This window comes from Alteromonas sp. RKMC-009, assembly GCF_003584565.2.
Lineage (GTDB): Bacteria > Pseudomonadota > Gammaproteobacteria > Enterobacterales > Alteromonadaceae > Alteromonas.
On record NZ_CP031010.1, the window covers coordinates 905494 to 925119 of the forward strand.

Here is a 19626-nt window from a genome sequence, read left to right on the forward strand (position 1 = left end):
AGACGGACAAAACAATGAAACGAAAAGGACTGTGGGCAACACTATTGCTGGCTGTACTGACAACCGGCGTGCAGGCGAAGGATGACACGCCTTATGTGGTGATGATATCCATAGATGGTTTTCGCCACGATTATGTGGAAAAACACAACGCGGCCAATATAGCTCAAATTGCGAAAGACGGGGTGCGGGCTGATAAGATGATTCCGGTGTACCCGTCCAGCACATTTCCCAATCATATTTCTATAATCACCGGTTTATTACCCGTTCACCACGGTATCGTAAATAACGCTTTTTACGACAAATCCCGCCCTGTAAAAGACAGTTATGCCCGATACTCCATGGGAAAAGGGTATGGCGATTCGACCTGGCTATCTGGTATGCCTTTCTGGAATCTGGTGGAATTTAACGGTTTGAAGGCGGCTACGTATTTCTGGCCGGAATCTGATGCCAGAATTAACGGCAATCTGCCGTCTTATCACTACCACTACTCTAAATATGCGGATTATCAGGGAAGAATTGATCAGATAACCGAATGGTTGTCTTTACCTGAAGTATCGCGGCCGCATTTTATTGCGGGCTACTTTTCACTGGTGGATACGCAGGGACACGATTTCGGGCCGGATGCTAAAGAAACCTATGACGCTGTTCAGCTCATAGACGGTCTGATTGGCCAACTTTATGGCAGAATCAAACAGCTGGATATCCCGGTTAACCTGGTGCTGGTGTCTGATCACGGTATGACTGCTATCCGCCAGAAAAGCAAGGTGGTGGAGGCTGAGCTTGGGATCAGCGACAAGTTTGCCGTTGAGACCCGCGGTTCACAGGTACTTATCTATGGTAAAAAAGGCACAACGGAGCAGGAAATCAGTGTACTGAAGGCGTCTTTAGAAGATGCCGCCAAAGGGCGTTACTCGGTGATGTCCGATTCCCGCAGATCTGCTGTTCATATGGAACGGGATCAGCGTACCGGCGATATTATGCTGGAAATCCGGCCGCCGGGTTACTTTGTCAGCGACAGCACGCACGACGGTAAAGGCGCTCACGGTTTTGATGCAACACTGGACGACATGGCTGCCACCTTTATTGCTGCAGGTCCTGACTTCAGACAGGGGGCGATCATACCGCCGATGAAAAACCTGGAAATTTATCCTGGCCTGGCAAAGCTGATGAAGCTGGAATATGTGCCTGAAACAGACAGTGGCAGCGACATCTTTAATCTTGGTCTGGCTGAGCAATAATCTGACCCGAACCGCGGGGGCTGAAGCGTCGCTCAAAGCACCCAGCGGTTACCGGAATGATCAGAAGAACTAGCAGTACACCTACCAGCGTATTCCATCCGAAATGCTTGTATAAAAGGCTGGATAGGGTAATACCGGCCCAGCCACCCACATAGTAAAACAGTGTGTACAGAGCATTAGCACGGCCCTGTCCGCCGGTAAGTTTACCGTTGAGTGCACCCACAGCAGCGGCATGAATGGTGAAAAAGCCTGCGCACAGTAAAATCAGCCCGACAGTGACAGCCAGCACCGAGGGAAGCAACAACATAAACAGGGAAATACACAGTACAGCAGCACCTGTCAGTAAGGTGTTACCGCTGCCGATACGGTTACTGAGCTTGCCTGTCACCGGACCAATCATCACGCCGGTAAGATACACCAGATAAAGCAGGGTGGTGTCTTCAGTGGTGAATGCAAAAGGCGGCTGAGTAAGGTGAAAAGGCAGAAAATTAAATACTGATGAGAAGATGCCGAATCCGCTCAGCGCACACAGGTACAGTCGTAAAAGCGGCCACTGCCTGACAAGTTGAATGTAACGGACAGCGGGCGCTTTCGGGTCAGACTTTTCGCGCTTATCACGGGGAAGACCGTAAAGAGCCAGCGAAAAGGCAATGAGCGTGAACAGACTGGTTGCAACAAATGCATAACGCCAGTGCTCCGGAGAAAACGCCCAGCCACCCAGTAACCGGCCGCCTAGACCGCCGGCAACGGTAGCTGACACATATGCACCCATCACAACATTCAATTTTTCAGGGGGCAGTGAGCGGGAAAGCCAGGCGACGATACAGGTTGTCAGTGACGGAACGAAGATACCCTGTACGAATCTTGCGGCAATCAGTACATTCAGGTTGTCTGTGGCCGCACAAATCAGTCCGCACAGAACAATGGCGGTTCCGCCTGTTGCGATGACGGGTCGAACCGGAAATTTATCTGATATTAATCCGAAAGGCAGGTTTGCCAGCGCTATGCCCAACACCACTGCCGATACCGTGAAAGACACCATGACCAGGTCAGTATTAAAGTCCTGACGGAGTACCGGAAGTACCGGTTGAGTAATATAGATGTTGGTGAACGCGGCACAGACCAGCATGAAAATGATGAACTGCAAGCGGGTTTGCGCCCGAAAATGCATGATGTTTTCTCAGATTATAGAAAGAAATGAAGAGTTTGCCGGTAAACCGGTCACATCGTTATTCTGGCAGTGTGCGGTTTTATTTTAAACGTACTTTATCCCACACTTTACTTTCTTCACCTTTGAGCAGGCGTTGAATATTGTCTTTGTGCCGAAAGATAATGAGCACCGACAACATGATCACCGGAACGGTGTACATAGGTTTGATAAACCAGGTAAATAACGGCGCCAGACTTACCGCAATAATGGCTGCCAGAGAGGCATAGCCCCAGACAAACATGACCAGCAGCCAGGTCAGGATGAGCAAGCCTGCCAGTTCCGGGCCCAGTGGTAACAGAACACCAAAAGCGGTAGCCACGGCTTTGCCACCTTTGAAGCCGAAGTACAGCGGAAAAATGTGTCCCAGACAGGCCGCAACGCCAATAAAACCCAGGGCAACAGGTTCAATGCCCATCCAGTAGCTGCAATATACCGGTACCGTGCCTTTAAACACGTCCATGAATAATACCAGGGCTGCCGGAACGCGGCCGCCGAGTCTGAATACATTGGTGGCCCCGGGGTTATTTGAACCGGCGGCGCGGGGATCTGGAAGCTGGTATAACCGGCAAACCACAACGGCGCTGGAAAGCGAACCCATCAGGTAAGCGATACAGACCATAAGAATTACCAGGGCGATCATTTGTTGCAGACACTATCAATACGTTACATGCACGCAGACTAACAGGAATCGCAGGTAAAATACCAGCAAGGTTTAGTGACCACAGGGGCAGTTGTGGTAAAGTGGCGGCCACCACTGTAAGGCTAGCCGCAGGCGCTGTAACCTATGCCACAAACGCAACACATTATTCTGTCCGGTCTGAAAGTTGATACCCTGATCGGGGTGTATGACTGGGAGCGGACCCGCAAAACCACACTATTGTTTGACGTGACCGTACAGGCGGATCTGTCTGCGGCAATGCAAAGCGATGATGTAAAAGACACTATTGATTATGCTTTGCTGGCAAAAGCCATTCAGGATGCCGCCGCCGATCAGACCTTTGAGTTGCTTGAAGCCCTGGGCGGCCATGTGATTAACGCTGTCTTTAAGAGCTTTCCTGTCGGGCACATTAAGTTGGCGATCACCAAGCCGGATATTCTGCCGGATGTGAATACAGTGACAGTGGTCTTTGAACAGAGTCGTGGTGACTGATGCACCTTATTACCATCAGTCTGGGCACTAACGTTCAGCGTACCTGGTACGCCAGACAAGGGTACGTTTATTTAAAACGTCACTTTTCTGCGGTAACGTGTTCCAGAATGTTTGAAAGTGAAGCGGTTGGCTTTGATGGTTCACCGTTTTATAACTGTGTGATCAGTGCTGAAACGACTTTAAGTCCCGGTGATGTGAATGCCACGCTGAAAGCGATTGAGCGTGAAAATGGCCGGACTCACAGTGAAAAAAAGTATTGTGCTCGCACTCTGGATTTAGATCTATTAACCTACGACAACGTAGTGACAACGCACCCTGTTGCGTTGCCGAGGGCAGAAATTTTGCACAATGCATTTGTACTGCAACCCCTTGCAGAACTGTTGCCTGACCACGTGCACCCCGTAACAGGAAAAACCTACCGGCAGTTGTGGCAGGAATACGATCAAACTTCCCAACGGCTATGGCCAATCGATTTTACATGGAGTGATTCTTAGGGATGACGCTTTTTGAAATTATTATTCTTGCCCTGATCCAGGGGATAACTGAATTTTTGCCAATCAGCAGTTCGGGACATTTGTTGTTGCCGGCGGAACTGCTTGGCTGGGATAGTCAGGGGCTGGCCTTTGATGTGGCTGTTCACGTAGGCAGCTTGCTGGCTGTTATGGTGTATTTCCGTCAGGAAATCGCGCAAATGACAGTGGCCTGGCTGACTAGAGGATTTACAAAGAATCAGAATACCGACAGCAAGCTTGCCTGGTATGTCATTCTGGCGACTATTCCTGCTGTGCTTGTGGGCCTGGCACTGGATGACTGGATTGAAATGAATGCCAGAACTGCGCTGGTGATAGCAGCCACAACCATTATTTTCGGACTCTTATTGTGGTATGCCGACGTGAAAGCGACACACACACAGTCGCTGGAAAATATCACCATGAAACAGGCGATCATCATTGGTCTCGCTCAGGTGATGGCGCTGATCCCGGGCACATCACGCTCTGGCATTACGATGACGGCCGGGTTGATGTTAGGTCTGGACCGCGAGAGTTGTGCGCGTTTTTCTTTCTTACTGTCTATTCCGGTCATTCTGGGAGCCGGTACGTTAAAAACCTTTGATTTAGTTCAGGCGACAACAGCAGTAGACTGGAGCGCATTGCTGTACGGTGCGGCATTCTCGTTCATCAGTGCCTATTTATGTATTTTCCTGTTCCTGAGCTGGATTTCCCGCATCGGCATGCTGCCGTTTGTTATCTACCGCATGATTTTAGGCGCGGTGTTGCTTTGGTTCGTGTTCGCTTAACCTGCATGGAGAATTAGAATGTCAGAGACCATTTTTACGAAAATTATCAACAAAGAAATTCCCGCTGATATCATTTATGAAGATGATCTGGCGCTGGCATTCAAAGACATTAATCCGCAGGCGCCGGTGCATTTTCTGGTGATCCCGAAAAAGCCCATTGCAACTATTAACGACATTACAGAAGATGATCGTGCCGTGGTCGGGCACTTAAGTTATGTGGCTGCGAAAGTAGCCGCAGAACAGGGCTTCGCAGAGCAGGGCTATCGTACGGTAATGAACTGCAATGAGTTCGGTGGTCAGACGGTCTATCACATTCATCTGCACGTACTGGCCGGTAAGCCGCTGGGCTGGCCTCCGTACACTGAAAAGCTGAAAACAGCGCTGGAATAAGCAGGAAGTCACAGAGAATTGTGACCTCCCGACGAGCCCTGCAATAACATGCAGGGCTTTTTAATTTCTATAATCCCAGAACGTCTTTACCTTGTTTAAAGGTAATATCGACAGGAATATTAGCGGCTTCGAGCTTCGCCAGGTCAGACGCTAGTTCAGGTTTTATGATCCCCATTTCGTCCACCAGTTTTGCGACACCGTCGTAATCGCCGTCACCCTGATAAGTTAGTATTAACCGGCTTAGTGCTTCTACCGCGCTGCCCATTTTTTCCATGTTTACGCTGTAGTAGCCGTCTTCATCTTTGGTAAACGCGCCTTGTTGAGCAAAGAAGTTAAACCGGATCATGTTGGCTTTGCCGTGGGCAGAGCTGGCACCGAAACGCACAGAGCGGAAAATCCCGGCAAGGAAAGTCACGTAGTAATCTTCAAGTACACCTTCAGTGATCTCGCCTTTTTCAAGCAGGCTCTGCACCATGTATAAACCGAGAATGTCAGCTTTCCCTTCTTCAAGGGCTGATGCATGTTCTTTCAGTGCGGCACGCACGGTGCTGCTGCCGTCCAGCGTGTTTTTGATACCCAGACCATGAGCAACTTCATGGAACATGGTATTGGCAAAAAACGCGTCGAAGGTGATGTGATTTCGCTGTTCAGGGTTGATAAGTTCATCTGCAATGGGCATGAGGATCTCGTCGAACTTGGCGCGCATGGCGTTTTTAAGCTGCAAGCGACGTGTTCCTTTTGCCAGCTGTACCCGTTCATCATTTGGCAGATTAATCGCTATGGTTTTACTGCCCGCATTGGAGTGGCCTGCGTAGTAGATGACATCATAAGCGTTTAGATCAGCATCGGAGCCGGGCATTTCTGCTTTGTAGGCATCCGGTACCGGTAAGCCTTTTTGTAACTCCGGCAAAAACTGCGCGTATTTAGACAGTTTGTCACTCCAGGCCAGGTCTTTAATCAGAACATAAGCTTCAAAGGCGGCACGGTAACCGAAAAGCTGATCTTCGTAGGTTTCAATGGGGCCAATCACCAGTTCAACAGGATTGGTTTTCATGTCCATCCAGGCCATATCAGATGCGTAATAATCGTTGCTTAACAGGGCGTCTGCCCGCAAATTCAGGTAATTCGCAAATTCTTCATTGCCGGCCAGTTTTGCGGCTTTTCTCAGCAGTGCTGCCGCTTCGGTGAGTTCAGGTTTGTATGCGTCTGAGTAGGGTACGCTGTAAAGAGAGCCGTCGTCTTTGCGTTTTACCAGCGAATAAAGGCCGTCCTTATCTGCAAAGTCTGCTGCCGCGAACTCCTCTTTAGTCATGTCGTGAGGATAGAATTCTGCGCCGGCAGGCTTGCTGTCTGTGTTTTTAAGAAAAGCGGCGTCACCGTTCAGGCGATCCCAGGGGCCATAATTAATATCTGCAAAACGGGCAACGTCTTCGTTATTGAAAGACTTCAGGAACGTATCTTTATCGCCACTGAACGCCTGCTTCCAGAAAAGTCTGTCCATGATGACTGAGGCATCGATGAGCAGCGAAAGCATGTCCTTCTGATCATCAGAAAAACGTGACAGATCAGTCGTTAATTCGACAGGCTTATAAATAGATAGACGGGCAGGGTCGACCAGCAACTGGCCGGATTTTTCAGAAGCAGATTGCGCTTCAGGTGTATGGGTGGTTGTCGTTTCCGGTGCTTTTGAGCAGGCTGACAGCGCAAAAACGGCAGCAGCGACGGCAATACTCAAACGGGCTTTACGGGTATTCATTATCATCGTTATTTTTCCAAACAAGTTTGTCCCACCGATTGATACACAAAACATTGTGCATGTTCAACATCTGCTGCGGTCACTTGCGCTGAATATCCGTCTGTTAAGGGGAAGTCCTTTTAACAACTTACGCCGGCATGACTCATAAAAAGTTTAAAAAAAAGCCAGATTTAACAAAATTTATACAAACTGGCGTTTTAATATCTGCTAGGGTAATTTAAAAATGCTGATTAAAAACAATAATTTATACTAAAGTATAAGGTGTCACAGTGGAAGCGCTACTCAAAAATAATAAAAGTCAGTTCCTCGATATTTTTACAACAGTATCCGGTCATAAATCGAATCTGGTGAGTCTCAACAGCTGGTGGGATAAGGTGGCACTGGTCGGCAAAATCAATTCTCTGAATGTACCCCAGAGTTTGCTCAGCAATATGCTGGAAACAAAAGCCGAATTCAGTGAACTGCAGGAAATCCTTATAGAAAATCTGCTGTCTGAAAACATGCAGCAATGCGGAGTAAAAAATCAGGCTGTAGCGCAAACTCTGATTGATATACCGGTCCGAAATCTGTTTGAACGCACTGCAGACGTTGGATTTCTGGCAACAGATGCTGACATACTGGCATTCCTGAGTGACAGCACAGATCACGTACCGGATACGTCAGCCATAGTAAAACGCCTGACTGAATATGCTGCCAAGTATTCTGTCTATGATGACATTATGTTGTTTGATGAGACCGGACAGTTAAAAGCACAGATGGATACAGGCGCAGATATTTCCGGCGACGATTCGGTGATTGCAGAAGTACTGACCGGCGAACATGAATATCTGGAAATTTGTCGCTATTCTCCTCTGAGGCCTGCCTTCCCCTTGTCATCCCTTTTCCTTGCGCCTGTGAAAGATCCTGAAACCCAACGTGTTACCGGCGTTTTATGCATGAGTTTCAAGCTGGAAGGTGAGATGCGCAGTTTGTTTGCCGACCTGGATGACGGGTCCGGTGCGATCATGGCACTGCTCGATAAGCAGGGAAATACACTGGTGTCGGCTGACGAAACTGTGCTACCCCGGGGGACGGCGCTGAATGTCAGTCGCAGCAATCAGATCATTACTCTGGGTAACCATGAGTACTACTGTACCGTAGCCCGGACACGCGGCTATCAGGGCTATGCCGGGCTTGGCTGGCAAGGATGTGTATTGCTGCCGTTTGCCAGCATGTCGGCACATCCTGAAAACAGTGATGAAAACAGTGACGATGTTCAGCGCTGGCAAGGCTTTTCACCGGCATTGAGTAACATACGTCACAAGGCGAAAATTGTGACTGAGGACTTGGATCTCGTTGTGCTTAACGGACGGATAGCTGCTGCCCGCAGTGATGCTGACGAGTTTATTCCTATTCTTGAAGAGATCCGGCAAATTGGCCGGCAAATGCAAACAATTTTTACCGACTCAGTAAGTCAGTTGATGAATACTGCGCTGAACACGCATTACGACGGACTGATTTTTCAGGCTGCTCTTGCCATCGATATCATGGACAGAAATCTTTATGAGCGGGCTAACGATTGTCGCTGGTGGGCACTTACCGGTTTGTTTCAAAGCGTACTCAACAAGAGGCAGATTTCCCCTGATGATGCTGCAGCAATGGCCGGCGTGCTCGGCTATATTAACGATCTCTATACTGTTTATACCGGCCTGTATATTTATGACCGGAATGGAAAAATCGTTGCTGTTTCCCGTCCGGCAATGAAAGCGCTGGAAGGAACCACGGTTCATGCTGATACTGGGGCCGGACAGGTGTTTAACCTGAAAAGCTCGCAGCAGTTTTGTGTATCAGAATTCGTGCCCTGTCATTACTATGAGAGTAAGCACACCTACATTTATAATGCTGCGATTACCAAAGACGGCCAGGTAAATGGTGGGATTGGACTGGTATTCGACAGCGGACCCGAGTTTAAACAAATGCTGGAGGATGTCACCGGCGGGGAAAATGACGGTATATTTGGTCTGTACACCGACAGGAACGGGCATGTGATCAGTGCCACTGACAATGCAAACTGGAAAACTGGTGACAGAATTACATTGCCGGATACTATCAGTAAAGGTGGTAACGGGCACAAAGGTGCAGGTATTCATGAGATTAACGGCGAGGAATATATTCTGGCTTTTGCTGTATCAAAAGGCTATCGGGAATATAAAACGTCAGACGGTTATCATAATGATGTTATCGCTATTATCGGTGAGCCAAATCAACCGGTAAAGTCACAGCAATAAAAAATGGCTGCCCGGGGCAGCCATTTTTGTCTGTATTAATGCACAACTATCAGAATGCGTAAGTCAGACCAACATGGGCTGCCCGTCCACGTGAACGGAATGCTGATGCGCCCTGGTAATCTTCATCCAGCGCGTTTTCAACGCGACCAAATACGTCCAGGTGCTCATTAACACTGTAACGTGCGCTCACATCTACCAGTGCATAGTCTTTCAGCTTGACGCCACTGTCGACAGCATCAGCGACCAGACGGACGTTAGCTTCTGCGGTCAGTGCTTCGTACTGATACATAACCCCTAATGAACCCAGTTGCCGTGGCCGGCGGCTTCGTTGAGCGCCGGTGGCATCTTCGGTATCGTTATAGGTATAGTTAGCTTTCAGTAACCAGGCGTCTGTTACCGCCCACTGACCAATCAGCTCGACACCGTCAGAATACGACGTGCCGGATTCCTGCAGATAGCCGGAGTAAGTGGCGAGATCAAAAGAAATGGCGTCTTCGATTTTTTGATCGAAGTAAACCACCTCAACAGATGTGCCTTCAGACGGGGTAAATTGCAGGCCGATCTCGTAACCTTCGGAGGTTTCTTCTTTCAAATCGATGTCTGAAGCAGGGGCATAACCGAAATCACGGTTGTACTGAATTTCGTACAGGCTCGGCGCGCGGAAACCCGTTCCGTATGCTCCACGTAATTTCAAATCACCCTGTTCCAGTGCCCAGATGTATGCAGAACTGAGACGGAAACTGACATGTTCGCCGAAATCTTCGTTATCATCGTAGCGAACGCCGGCGGTGGTAAATAAGTTTTCAGTGAATTTGCTTTGTAGTTCCGCGTAGTAACCGGTCTGTGTACGGCGTTCTCCGGAAGATGTAATGCTCTCTTCCTCCCAGTCGATACCGTAAACTACGTTGTTCTCAGCATTTACCTGTGTATTACCCAGATATTCGACACGCTCGATATTCCCTTTCGTGAAGTAGCTTTGCTCGCCGAGAGTCAGGTTTTCACGCTCTACCAGGCTTTTAGAGTACGCCAGTTGCTGGTTACCTGAATCTGTTTCGTAGTTTGCATTCACGCGAAAGTTGGTCTGTTTGAAATTGCTCTGACAGTCGTCTACGTAACCATCGCTGTAGCAATGGTCAAACTCACCTTCACCGTCGTTATTGCGGACAACAAAACCCAGAGATAAATCTTCAACCGGACGAACATTCACGCGGGCGTGCACGGTGGTATTTTCATAACCGTCATCATCCTGCAGGGTGGTGTCGTCCAGACGTGCGTTAAAGCCATCCGTTGAGTAATCAGATACTGACAAATACCCATCAACCCGTTCTGTACCTGCACCCACTTCACCGGCAATGTTATTGGTGTTATACGCGCCGGCAGAGGCGGACACGCTGCCAAATGTACCTTGTTCAACACGGCCGGTCTGAATGTTGATAACACCACCGGCATCTGCACCATATACCAGGCCTTGTGTACCACGGAGGATCTCTACCCGCGATACATTGGCGCTCTGTAACTGACCAACATGTGGTTGAACTTGTGTGCCGGTTGGATCAGAGATGTCCACGCCGTCAATACGGATAAGCGTACGGTAACCTTCTTCACCACGGATCCGCAGTGCCGACGTCGAACCGATACCGCCGCTGTCAGTCACATGAATGGATGGCTGAATGCGCAGTACTTCTGCCAGGTTGGCATAACCGCGAAGTTCGATTTCTTCCTGCGTAACAACAGATACGGAGGTTGCCAGTTGCCGCAGTGGCGTGGCAACACGGCTTGAAACGACAACGTGTTCAATAGTGTCTTCTGTACTGCCTGCGTCTGCCGCCATAACAGATGTGGCAGCGCAGCTCATAGCAACGGCCAGGGCCAGTTTGCTGGTTTTCATGTGTGTTCCTCAATCTTATTGATGTCAACGATTGAAGGAGGGAAAGGGAGTGCGGAAACGTAAAGTCAGTTTAGCCTGAACATCCGGCATGGTGTTACATGCAGGAATGAAATGCATAAGGTAGTCACGAACAATGCAATCCGATGAAGCCCTCCGCTTCATTCGTAAAAAAACTGTCTGACAGGCCGGTGTCGGGCTGAATGCATTAACTGCATTGTACCGTTGCGGGGGCAGCGGTGGATTAGAACCACACTTCCCGTTTACCTTACCCAAATACACATCGGTGTGTACCGGTAAGCACCTGAAACAGCGGGCGCAACCTTACAAACAGGAGAAGCTAAAGTCAATGTGAACAGGCGGTTTGGCACTAAATTTACGGCCTTTCCATGACCCCGCTCACTCTGCCAACAACTTGTGCCAGGCGGGGTCTTTGCGAAACAGTGACCATACCAAACCGCAGAGCGTCATTCTCATCGGTAAGCCGGGGATAAACCCCCTCTGCACAGAATGCTGCAAACAGATCCGGAGCGCGGGGATGTGGCATGGTGCAAAAGAGCGGTGTGCCCGAACATTTAACGCCGAAGTGGGTTGTCAGTAAGTTACCCAGCCACAATGCAGACTCGTTGAGTTGACTGCGCTGAGCTGATTGCCATGATACATCGTTAAATGCTGACTCCAGCACATGCAATGCCGGCCCGTTAATCTGCCAGGGGCCCAGTACCGCTGAGCAACGTTCCCGCCATTGACGGGACGCAAACAAAAAGCCGGCGCGGAGGCCGGCAAGGCCGAAGAATTTCCCTGCCGAGCGTAACACCAGTAAGTTTTCCCCGTGCAGAGACTGCAACATGGAATGTTCCGGTGTGCAGTCCATAAACGCCTCGTCGATAAGAAGGAGGCCGTTCAGCGCATGCAGTTGTTCCTGAAGGGTAGCGAGTGTGGCTCTCTCTTCAAGTTTGCCTGTCGGGTTGTTCGGGTTTATCACTACAACAATATCGCCGCTTGTCAGTGTGGTCAGATGAGGGAGATGCCGGTACCGGTAAACCTGTATGCCAGCATCTGTCCAGGCTTTTTCATGTTCCTTGTAGCCCGGATGCGGCACCCATACACGGGATGGTTTGCGCCCCGCGCGGCTGACTATGGCAGGTAAGTGCTGAATAACGCTCTGTGACCCGGCAATCGGTAAAAGGCTGTCACAGCCGTAATAGTCTGACGCTGCCTTAAGAAACGAAGGGGTAACTTCGGGCAGACGGTGCCAGGCTGAAGACGGTAAATCCGGTAGCGGATAACTTTCCGGCGCAATGCCGGTAGATACGTCCAGCCAGTCTGCAACCGGCCGGTTATATTGCTGTGCGATTGCATGCAGGCGGCCACCATGCTCAAGCGGTGACGCAGAAGATGATGGAGTTAAAGGTGATGACGTCAAAATGAAAGTGCTCCGGCAGCGAATATGGCGGAAAAAACTGATATTACGACACAGAATAACACTGCAGCTTTACTTACCAGAGTGAGACTTTGCCGGATATGCTCCGGCTCTGGTTTGCTGCCGCTGCCCAGTTGCGGTGCCGGCACAGATACACCGTGATAAACCGGCGTTCCGCCTCCGATGGTCACGCCCAGCGCATGTGCGCCGGCAGCCATAACCAGCCCGCCATTAGCACTTTTATAGGTTGATGATTGTTTCCGGCTCTTAGCCAGGTTGGTAAACAACTGTCGCGGATGTTTTTGTATTAAGTAGCCTGCAGCAGAAAGCCAGGCGCCGGGCAATGCCATCATATCGTCAGCTTTCGCAGCAGCCCGTCCGAAGTAAAAGTAACGGGCATTTTTGTAGCCCCACATGGCATCCAGCGTGTTCACCAGCCGGTGGAGCAGGGCGAATGCAGGTCCTCCGGCTGCGAAATAAAACAACCCGGAGATAACAGCGTCATTCCCGTTCTCCAGCACGGATTCAACCGTGGCGCTGGCCATCTCGTCTTTGCTCAGGCTGGTTGTATCTCTGGACACCATATAACCGGTAAAGTGTCTGGCGGTGGTGAGGTCGTTCCTGCTCAGCGGTCCGGCAATCTGCAGCGCATGAACACGCAAACTTTGCAGGCCGGTACATAAATAAAGCGTCAGTGCGCTGAAAATAACGTACAGCCAGCCGTTCAATGTCCATTGTAAGTAAAGCACAAGGCAGAAGGCCGGTACGGTAAGCAACATTAGCGCCAGCGAACCGGTAACGATACTGAATGATGACGCCGGAGCACGGTTAAGAAAATGCTCAACCTTACCGGCAAGGGTACCGAAGCCAACCAGCGGGTGAAAGCGTGCTGGCTCGCCCAGTAACCTGTCAAGGAGCAGGGCCAGCCACAACACCAGCGGGATGACTACCCATTCATTCATTAGAGGCGTAAAACCGACGTGCTTTGTCTATGCCTTCACACATACTTTCTACTTCCCCGAGCATGCGGGTGGTCATGCGGTGAACTTTGTCTGCATCCGGAGTGAGAATAAATGCATTCTCTACGGCGGGAATATTGGGCCATTTTTGCCAGTCCATTTTGTCCGGCTGTCCCCGCCCGTGGGTTGAAGGTTGAATAATGATCTGTGGTCTGGCTGACAACACCTGCTCGAGGCTGACCTGAGGATAATCGTCATCAATACTTGCAAAAATATTGTCTCCGCCACATACCGCGATTTGTTGCTGCAACCAGGCTTCGCCGGCAACCGTGCGGAGAGGCCGGGCCCACAGTTCATAAAATACGCTCACCGGCATGGCAGAGTTATACCTGTTTTTTAAGGTTTCAAGACGCATAAGGTAGTCATCTGCAATGCGGTTGGCGGTGGAGTCCCGGCCTGTGATTTGACCTAACAAGCGGATCTCTTCTGCCACGTCTTCCAGTTTGCCCGGTTGGGTATACACCACATTAATATTGTACTTTTCCAATCGCAGTAAATCTTCAGCAGGATTACCGGTTCGCCAGGCAACCACAACATCCGGTCGTAACTGAAGGATTTTTTCAATCTGTAAGCGGGCGTAGTTGCCAATTCTCGGAATGGATGAGGCAGCCTGCGGGTAATCGGAATGGTCGGTGGTGGCAATGATTTGATCGCCGGCACCGATTTCATACATTGACTCAACCAGATGCGGCGCCAGCACGATTAACCTGAGTTGTTGTTTCTGTAAATCGTCAGCACGGACGGCGACAGACATAAATAAACAGAGAAAAGGCAGCAGAAAGCGCAATCTCATCACCAGTCGATTCCTTTTTGCGCTTTAATGCCGGCGTCGAAGGCGTGTTTGCGGGATTGCACTTCACTGACAGTATCTGCGATATCGATAACTGCGCGGTGGCAGGCACGTCCGGTCACGACCACGCTCTGGTTTACCGGGCGGTTTTTCAGGGTATCAATGACGTCATCGAGGTCAAGATACTTGTAGGTCAGCATGTAAGTAATTTCATCCAGCAGGACCACATCAATGGACGGATCGTTGAGCCAGACTTTCGCCTGCTCCCAGGCTTTGGTGGCGGCTTTAATATCTGTGTCTTTGTCCTGAGTTTCCCAGGTGAAGCCGGTTCCCATCACGTGGAAGGGTACACCTACCTGTTGCAGCAAATCCCGTTCGCCGCAAGGCCAGGTGCCTTTGACAAACTGCACCACGGCAGCTTTCAGACCGTGACCTGCTGCCCGCGTGACAGTGCCGAAACCCGACGTTGACTTGCCTTTACCGTTTCCGGTGATCACAATCAAAATGCCCCGTTCTTCCGTGGCCTGTGCAATGCGCTCGTCTACTTTCTCTTTTTGCGCCTGCATGCGCTTTTTATGTTTATCCTGTTCACTCATGTTTTTGTACCTTTTACGTTTTCAGGGCCGTGCCTGACTCTGATGTTCTGATCGCCACGCACTATACGTGGTTACCGGCTGACAATGGATTACGTTAAATTCAGGATTGCGTTAAGTTTCGTCCAGTCCAGATACTCGTCACACATGCTGGCAAGCCGCGCGATTTCCCGCTCCTGTTGAACCTCGTAAGGCACGGCTAAATCTGTTTTTAATCCTGCCCAGTCAATAATGTGCTGCAACGCTTCCGGCGAATCAAAAATGCCGTGTAAGTAAGTACCTGCTACCTGATTATCGTTGCTGATACAGCCATCTTGTCCGCCATTTTTTAGTATGGCAAAGGGCGACTGCCCCGGGGAAACGGTGCTTCTTCCTGCATGGATTTGATAGCCGCTGACAGGAATACTGTCTGCCTGATGCAAACAGAGTTGTCCTTCGTCACGGGTCAGTTGCTTTTCTTTTTCAAGACGGGTGGAGACGGGCAGATATCCCAGTCCCTGACTGCTGCCGGCTTTATCTTCTATTCCGTCCGGGTCGTGAATGTCTGTGCCCAGCATTTGATAGCCGCCGCAAATTCCCAGTACTTTTCCCCCGTAGCGCAGATGCCGGTTAATATCGTGGTGCCAGCCGCACTGGTGTAATAATGCCAGGTCGCCGCGAACATTTTTGCTGCCCGGTAAAATGATGAGATCAGCGGGGGGCAAGGGACTGTGTTGCGGCACAAACTGCAGGTTGATTTGCGGATGGGTGCGCAACATATCGAAATCTGTATGGTTGCTGATGCGGCTGAAAACCGGCACAACCACGTTCAGAACCGCCTGTTCAGGGTTTGTATACTGAGAGGCCTGAATGGCATCTTCAGCGGCCAGTTGCAGGTTGTGCAGGTAAGGCAGTACCCCTAAAACCGGTTTCCCGGTCTTCTTCTCAAGCCATGTCAGTCCTGATTCCAGCAGACTGATATCGCCGCGGAATTTGTTGATCACCATGCCGCATATTCTTTCACGCTCACTGCCAGAGAGCAGCGCAAGAGTGCCCACCAGTTGGGCAAACACACCACCCCGGTCAATATCAGCAACCAGAATAACCGGACAGTCCGCAGCTTCGGCAAAGCCCATATTCGCAATGTCACGGTCGCGCAGATTAATCTCTGCCGGACTGCCTGCACCTTCAACAATTACCCGTTCATACTTAGCGGTGAGTCTGCGGTGCGATGCCATGACGGCTTCCATGGCGATGGTTTTGTACTGGTGGTAGGGCGCAGCCTGCATGTTGCCAATGGCTTTACCATGCACAATTACCTGTGCGCCTGTGTCGGAAGATGGCTTCAGCAGAATAGGGTTCATATCCGTGTGCGGTGCAATGCCCGCTGCCTGTGCCTGCACTGCCTGCGCACGGCCAATTTCACCACCTTCTGCTGTTACCGCACTGTTTAAGGCCATGTTTTGCGGCTTGAAAGGGGCTACGGTGTATTGTCTGTTCTTCAGACACCGGCACAGGGCGGCAACCAGCATACTTTTTCCGGCATCGGAAGATGTGCCCTGAACCATTAACGTGGTATGACTTTTATATCCCATTTATCTGTCTGCTCCGTTTACAGCCGGTGGCGGTACGCCAATGAACTGAATGGCAGGCAGGGCATCAGCATAATCGCCAATAGTTATCCGGGTCAGACTACCGTAGCCGATAGTCAGGTGTTGATATACGCTGGCCTGTTGCCAGTCGATATTCAGTAACCGGGCGATGATCTGGCGAATCACACCGCCATGGGTGACAACCAGACAATGTTGCCCTTTTACATCGTGCAGCAGGGTATGCCAGGCGTCCATCACACGTTGATGGAATTCTGCAAGGGGTTCTCCTCCCGGCAGCGGACAGGCAACCGGTTGTTGCCAGAATGCTTCCATCGCCGGCCACTTATCTCCTGCGTCATCAAAGGGCAGGCCGTCCACATCACCAAACCGGCATTCTGCGATGCCGGACAGCAAAGACAGTGGAGCTGTCAGGGCTTCACTTAATGCCACTGCACCTTTGCGGCAGCGCTGCAAAGGAGAGGAAATGAGCCGCTCTGCGCCGCTGACATGAGGCACTTGAGACATCATCTGCTGTAAACCGTTGTCACTGAGAGGCACATCGGTTTCGCCGTAAAGTGCCGGTTTCCCTGCTACTTCGCCGTGTCTGATTAAGTCGATTGTGGTGATCACTGTCCGGTTCCTTTTTTCAGTGACAGGGGCAGACCGGCAGCCACAAAAGTCACGTTGTCAGCCGCTAAAGCCACCGCCTGATTCAGCCAGCCGGCAAGATCGACAAATCTGCGGCTGACAGCATCAGCAGGAATGACGCCAAGACCCACTTCATTCGCCACCACGAAGGTAGGGCCGGTACGGGTACTGAGTACATCTGTAAGTGCGCTGAACAGTGCCGTAAAATCCTGATCCGGATAATGATACAACTGATTATTGAGCCACAGTGTCAGGCAGTCGGTAAGCACGATATCGTCTGCAGGCAGTGCAGCCAGTGCCTCTGCCAGTAACAGCGGCGCTTCAACAGTTTGCCAGTGTGCTGGACGGTCCTGGCGGTGGCGTGCAATACGTAACTGCATCTCCTCATCCAGGGGCGTCGCTGTAGCGATGTAGTGAACTTGTTGCACACTTTGTGCAGCGGCTTGTTCTGTAAGAGTCTGTGCGTAGCGGGATTTGCCGGAACGGGCGCCGCCGGTAATAAAATGGATCACAGGGTACCTCCGGCTACGGCTGCGAAGAACAGATAAATCAGCAACTCCTGGCATTGTTGGGCTGCGCCGAGGGTATCACCGGTAAACCCCTGAATGTGTTTTTGCATACGATTTTTCAGCACGCTGCGCATCAACAGGCAGGCTGCAAGCAGCAGCAGACTGTGCGCTAACGGAATAAACAGCAACATCAGACCGCCGGTAATAAACAGAAATGCCATTGAAGCTGTATTGTAAGGCACTGCAAACGGCATGCTCTTGCTGGCTTTACCGCTGAGATCGCCGGTGGCATAGGGAAGATGCTGCACATGGCTTAACGCGAATGCCCTTGAAAGCGGAACGGCGGTCAGTAATGCCGGGAGCAGCGCATCCTGTGCAGCCAGTACCGACAGCAGTAACCATTTGCCCACCAGTGCGCCGGTGAGTGCGCAAACACCGTAAGTACCCAGCAGGCTGTCTTTCATGATTGTCAGTTTGTGTGCTCTGTCCCGGCCGCCGCCGAATGCATCGGCCGTATCGGCAAGACCATCCTCATGGAAGGCGCCGGTGAGCATAAGGCTGAGTGCAATCATCAGAAAAACACTGATTTCAGGGGCGAAGACTAACGACAGCACACTGTAAAAAGCATAGAGAATAAGGGCGACTAGCCAGCCGGTAAGCGCAAAGTATTTACCGGCATCGTGCATGGCTTCGTCGCTGTAGGCTACATATTTGCCCACAGGGATACGGGTGAAAAAACTTAACGCCAGCAGAAAACTGGCAGTATGCCGGTTAAACCCGGAAATGCGATGACTCATTTACAGCACCACTTTCGCACTTTCAAAAGAGGCCATGTCGTTATAGAAGGACGCAGCAGCTTTTAACAGCGGTAACGACAACGCCGCGCCGGTGCCTTCGCCCAGCCTCAGGCCTAAATCCAGCAAGGGCGTGGCATTCAGTTGCTCCAGCACAAACTTGTGCCCCCGTTCCGCTGAGCAGTGACAAAACACCATATAATCCCGCACTTCGGGGGCAATTTTTGTCGCCAGCAGCGCCGCAGCAGAGACAATAAATCCGTCGACCAGAATGAGCTTGCCCGCCTGTGCGGTTGCCAGCATTGCGCCTGCTATCTGCCCGATTTCAAAGCCGCCGGTGTGAACCAGTGCCTGTTCAGGACTGACGGGTAAATTCCCGCAGGCAGTTTCAGTTCTGGCCATTGCCTGTTCCAGCAAGTTTTGTTTCACTGTTAACTGAGAGTCGTTAATGCCGGTGCCTTTGCCGGTCAGATTTCTAACCGGTTCGCCGGTGAGTGCGCTGATCAGAGCGGCTGCCACACTGGTGTTGCCAATGCCCATTTCGCCAAAGCCCACCACATTGCAGCCTTTACCGGTAATGCATTTAGCCACGTCAGCACCATGCAGGATGGCCAGTTCGGCCTCCATGTCAGACATGGCGGGTTGACGGGAGATGTCATGACTACCGGAAGCAACCCGTTTAACGATGTAATCTTCATGGGATACCGGGAGGGCTTTAATCATCCCGCAATCTATGACTTTCAGAGCCAGCCCGTTGGTGGCACAAAAGGCATTGATGGCTGCGCCGCCATTGAGGAAATTCAGCACCATCTGCTGAGTCACAGTCTGCGGGGCAATACTGATATTATGGGCAGCAATACCGTGGTCGGCAGCGAACACCAGCATGGCCGGTTGAGTAATGTAGACAGGTTGGATCGTTCCCTGCCATTGCATCAGCGCCAGTTGCAACGCCAGTGACTCCAGTTGGCCCAGTGCTCCCGGTGGCTTGGTTTTGCCATCTATATGCCCGCGGATCAGCGGTTCCGGTTCGCGGTTTAATGGCGGGACTGACCAGAATGTACTTTCAAATATCGACATAAATTATGA

The 19626-nt window shown here is 50.8% G+C and carries 19 protein-coding genes and 1 riboswitch; of the genes, 6 read left to right on the plus strand and 13 right to left on the minus strand.

From position 1 onward, the window contains the following. The first annotated feature begins 14 nt into the window (after positions 1–14). Positions 15–1238: an alkaline phosphatase family protein gene (locus tag DS731_RS03940; RefSeq protein ID WP_119500101.1), complete on the plus strand. Its 1224-nt coding sequence runs from the start codon at positions 15–17 to the stop codon at positions 1236–1238. Here the strand turns inward: DS731_RS03940 and DS731_RS03945 are convergent. After that, on the minus strand, positions 1213–2409 hold the full coding sequence (locus tag DS731_RS03945; protein ID WP_119500102.1) for an MFS transporter: 1197 nt from the start codon (positions 2407–2409) through the stop codon (positions 1213–1215). The two genes, DS731_RS03940 and DS731_RS03945, sit on opposite strands and share 26 nt — an antisense overlap. A gap of 79 nt (positions 2410–2488) precedes the next feature. Next, positions 2489–3088 (minus strand): glycerol-3-phosphate 1-O-acyltransferase PlsY, encoded by a 600-nt coding sequence (gene plsY, locus DS731_RS03950; RefSeq protein ID WP_119500103.1) that lies wholly within the window; start codon positions 3086–3088, stop codon positions 2489–2491. A 144-nt stretch (positions 3089–3232) separates the two neighbouring features. Between plsY and folB the strand changes: the two genes are divergently transcribed. The 4 genes from folB to DS731_RS03970 are packed head-to-tail and all read left to right on the plus strand — an operon-like array spanning position 3233 to position 5285. Then, on the plus strand, positions 3233–3598 hold the full coding sequence (gene folB / locus DS731_RS03955) for a dihydroneopterin aldolase (RefSeq protein WP_119500104.1): 366 nt from the start codon (positions 3233–3235) through the stop codon (positions 3596–3598). Further along, positions 3598–4092, plus strand: a complete 495-nt coding sequence (gene folK / locus DS731_RS03960; protein ID WP_119500105.1) for a 2-amino-4-hydroxy-6-hydroxymethyldihydropteridine diphosphokinase — start codon at positions 3598–3600, stop codon at positions 4090–4092. The genes folB and folK overlap by 1 nt, the downstream gene beginning before the upstream one ends. 2 nt (positions 4093–4094) lie before the next feature. Continuing rightward, positions 4095–4895, plus strand: coding sequence for an undecaprenyl-diphosphate phosphatase (locus DS731_RS03965; RefSeq protein ID WP_119500106.1), 801 nt, complete (start codon positions 4095–4097; stop codon positions 4893–4895). Between the two features lie 18 nt (positions 4896–4913). After that, positions 4914–5285: a histidine triad nucleotide-binding protein gene (locus DS731_RS03970; RefSeq protein WP_119500107.1), complete on the plus strand. Its 372-nt coding sequence runs from the start codon at positions 4914–4916 to the stop codon at positions 5283–5285. 67 nt (positions 5286–5352) lie between these two features. Here the strand turns inward: DS731_RS03970 and DS731_RS03975 are convergent, their stop codons facing one another. Further along, the gene (locus DS731_RS03975) at positions 5353–7041 is read right to left on the minus strand and encodes a dipeptidyl-peptidase 3 family protein (protein WP_119500108.1); all 1689 of its coding nucleotides are present in this window, start codon (positions 7039–7041) and stop codon (positions 5353–5355) included. A gap of 269 nt (positions 7042–7310) precedes the next feature. Between DS731_RS03975 and DS731_RS03980 the strand changes: the two genes are divergently transcribed. Next, positions 7311–9308 carry a cache domain-containing protein gene (locus DS731_RS03980; RefSeq protein WP_119500109.1) on the plus strand — a complete coding sequence of 666 codons (1998 nt, stop codon included), beginning with the start codon at positions 7311–7313 and terminating at the stop codon, positions 9306–9308. Positions 9309–9357: 49 nt separating this feature from the next. Here the strand turns inward: DS731_RS03980 and DS731_RS03985 are convergent, their stop codons facing one another. The 10 genes from DS731_RS03985 to cobT all read right to left on the minus strand — a co-directional run bounded on the left by DS731_RS03985 (position 9358) and on the right by cobT (position 19617). After that, complete coding sequence (locus tag DS731_RS03985; protein ID WP_119500110.1) at positions 9358–11196, minus strand: TonB-dependent receptor plug domain-containing protein; 1839 nt, start codon at positions 11194–11196, stop codon at positions 9358–9360. A 166-nt stretch (positions 11197–11362) separates the two neighbouring features. After that, a riboswitch (cobalamin riboswitch) is annotated at positions 11363–11516 on the minus strand. A 53-nt stretch (positions 11517–11569) separates the two neighbouring features. Beyond that, positions 11570–12619, minus strand: a complete 1050-nt coding sequence (gene cobD, locus DS731_RS03990) for a threonine-phosphate decarboxylase CobD (protein ID WP_161599090.1) — start codon at positions 12617–12619, stop codon at positions 11570–11572. Further along, on the minus strand, positions 12616–13578 hold the full coding sequence (locus DS731_RS03995; protein ID WP_119500112.1) for a cobalamin biosynthesis protein CobD/CbiB: 963 nt from the start codon (positions 13576–13578) through the stop codon (positions 12616–12618). Before DS731_RS03995 ends, cobD begins: the two co-directional genes overlap by 4 nt. Then, the gene (locus DS731_RS04000) at positions 13571–14428 is read right to left on the minus strand and encodes a cobalamin-binding protein (protein ID WP_119500113.1); all 858 of its coding nucleotides are present in this window, start codon (positions 14426–14428) and stop codon (positions 13571–13573) included. The genes DS731_RS03995 and DS731_RS04000 overlap by 8 nt, the downstream gene beginning before the upstream one ends. Beyond that, positions 14428–15021 carry a cob(I)yrinic acid a,c-diamide adenosyltransferase gene (cobO, locus tag DS731_RS04005; RefSeq protein ID WP_119500114.1) on the minus strand — a complete coding sequence of 198 codons (594 nt, stop codon included), beginning with the start codon at positions 15019–15021 and terminating at the stop codon, positions 14428–14430. Before cobO ends, DS731_RS04000 begins: the two co-directional genes overlap by 1 nt. Before the next feature lie 89 nt (positions 15022–15110). Continuing rightward, positions 15111–16592, minus strand: a complete 1482-nt coding sequence (locus DS731_RS04010; protein ID WP_119500115.1) for a cobyric acid synthase — start codon at positions 16590–16592, stop codon at positions 15111–15113. Beyond that, positions 16593–17219, minus strand: coding sequence for an alpha-ribazole phosphatase family protein (gene cobC, locus DS731_RS04015; protein WP_119500116.1), 627 nt, complete (start codon positions 17217–17219; stop codon positions 16593–16595). After that, positions 17216–17749, minus strand: coding sequence for a bifunctional adenosylcobinamide kinase/adenosylcobinamide-phosphate guanylyltransferase (gene cobU, locus DS731_RS04020; RefSeq protein ID WP_119500117.1), 534 nt, complete (start codon positions 17747–17749; stop codon positions 17216–17218). The genes cobC and cobU overlap by 4 nt, the downstream gene beginning before the upstream one ends. Next, positions 17746–18543: an adenosylcobinamide-GDP ribazoletransferase gene (locus DS731_RS04025; protein WP_119500118.1), complete on the minus strand. Its 798-nt coding sequence runs from the start codon at positions 18541–18543 to the stop codon at positions 17746–17748. Before DS731_RS04025 ends, cobU begins: the two co-directional genes overlap by 4 nt. Then, on the minus strand, positions 18544–19617 hold the full coding sequence (gene cobT, locus DS731_RS04030) for a nicotinate-nucleotide--dimethylbenzimidazole phosphoribosyltransferase (RefSeq protein WP_119500119.1): 1074 nt from the start codon (positions 19615–19617) through the stop codon (positions 18544–18546). It lies immediately after the preceding gene. Positions 19618–19626 lie beyond the last annotated feature (9 nt).

What these genes read in the sequence shown, in the direction of transcription:
- folK (WP_119500105.1), top strand. Translation starts at nt 3,598, where the DNA reads ATGCACCTTATTACCATCAGTCTGGGCACTAACGTTCAGCGTACCTGG.
- DS731_RS03970 (WP_119500107.1), top strand. Translation starts at nt 4,914, where the DNA reads ATGTCAGAGACCATTTTTACGAAAATTATCAACAAAGAAATTCCCGCT.
- cobO (WP_119500114.1), bottom strand. Translation starts at nt 15,021, where the DNA reads ATGAGTGAACAGGATAAACATAAAAAGCGCATGCAGGCGCAAAAAGAG.
- DS731_RS03975 (WP_119500108.1), bottom strand. Translation starts at nt 7,041, where the DNA reads ATGAATACCCGTAAAGCCCGTTTGAGTATTGCCGTCGCTGCTGCCGTT.
- plsY (WP_119500103.1), bottom strand. Translation starts at nt 3,088, where the DNA reads ATGATCGCCCTGGTAATTCTTATGGTCTGTATCGCTTACCTGATGGGT.
- cobT (WP_119500119.1), bottom strand. Translation starts at nt 19,617, where the DNA reads ATGTCGATATTTGAAAGTACATTCTGGTCAGTCCCGCCATTAAACCGC.
- DS731_RS04000 (WP_119500113.1), bottom strand. Translation starts at nt 14,428, where the DNA reads ATGAGATTGCGCTTTCTGCTGCCTTTTCTCTGTTTATTTATGTCTGTC.
- DS731_RS03995 (WP_119500112.1), bottom strand. Translation starts at nt 13,578, where the DNA reads ATGAATGAATGGGTAGTCATCCCGCTGGTGTTGTGGCTGGCCCTGCTC.
- DS731_RS04025 (WP_119500118.1), bottom strand. Translation starts at nt 18,543, where the DNA reads ATGAGTCATCGCATTTCCGGGTTTAACCGGCATACTGCCAGTTTTCTG.
- DS731_RS03945 (WP_119500102.1), bottom strand. Translation starts at nt 2,409, where the DNA reads ATGCATTTTCGGGCGCAAACCCGCTTGCAGTTCATCATTTTCATGCTG.
- folB (WP_119500104.1), top strand. Translation starts at nt 3,233, where the DNA reads ATGCCACAAACGCAACACATTATTCTGTCCGGTCTGAAAGTTGATACC.
- DS731_RS03985 (WP_119500110.1), bottom strand. Translation starts at nt 11,196, where the DNA reads ATGAAAACCAGCAAACTGGCCCTGGCCGTTGCTATGAGCTGCGCTGCC.
- DS731_RS03965 (WP_119500106.1), top strand. Translation starts at nt 4,095, where the DNA reads ATGACGCTTTTTGAAATTATTATTCTTGCCCTGATCCAGGGGATAACT.
- DS731_RS03940 (WP_119500101.1), top strand. Translation starts at nt 15, where the DNA reads ATGAAACGAAAAGGACTGTGGGCAACACTATTGCTGGCTGTACTGACA.
- DS731_RS04010 (WP_119500115.1), bottom strand. Translation starts at nt 16,592, where the DNA reads ATGGGATATAAAAGTCATACCACGTTAATGGTTCAGGGCACATCTTCC.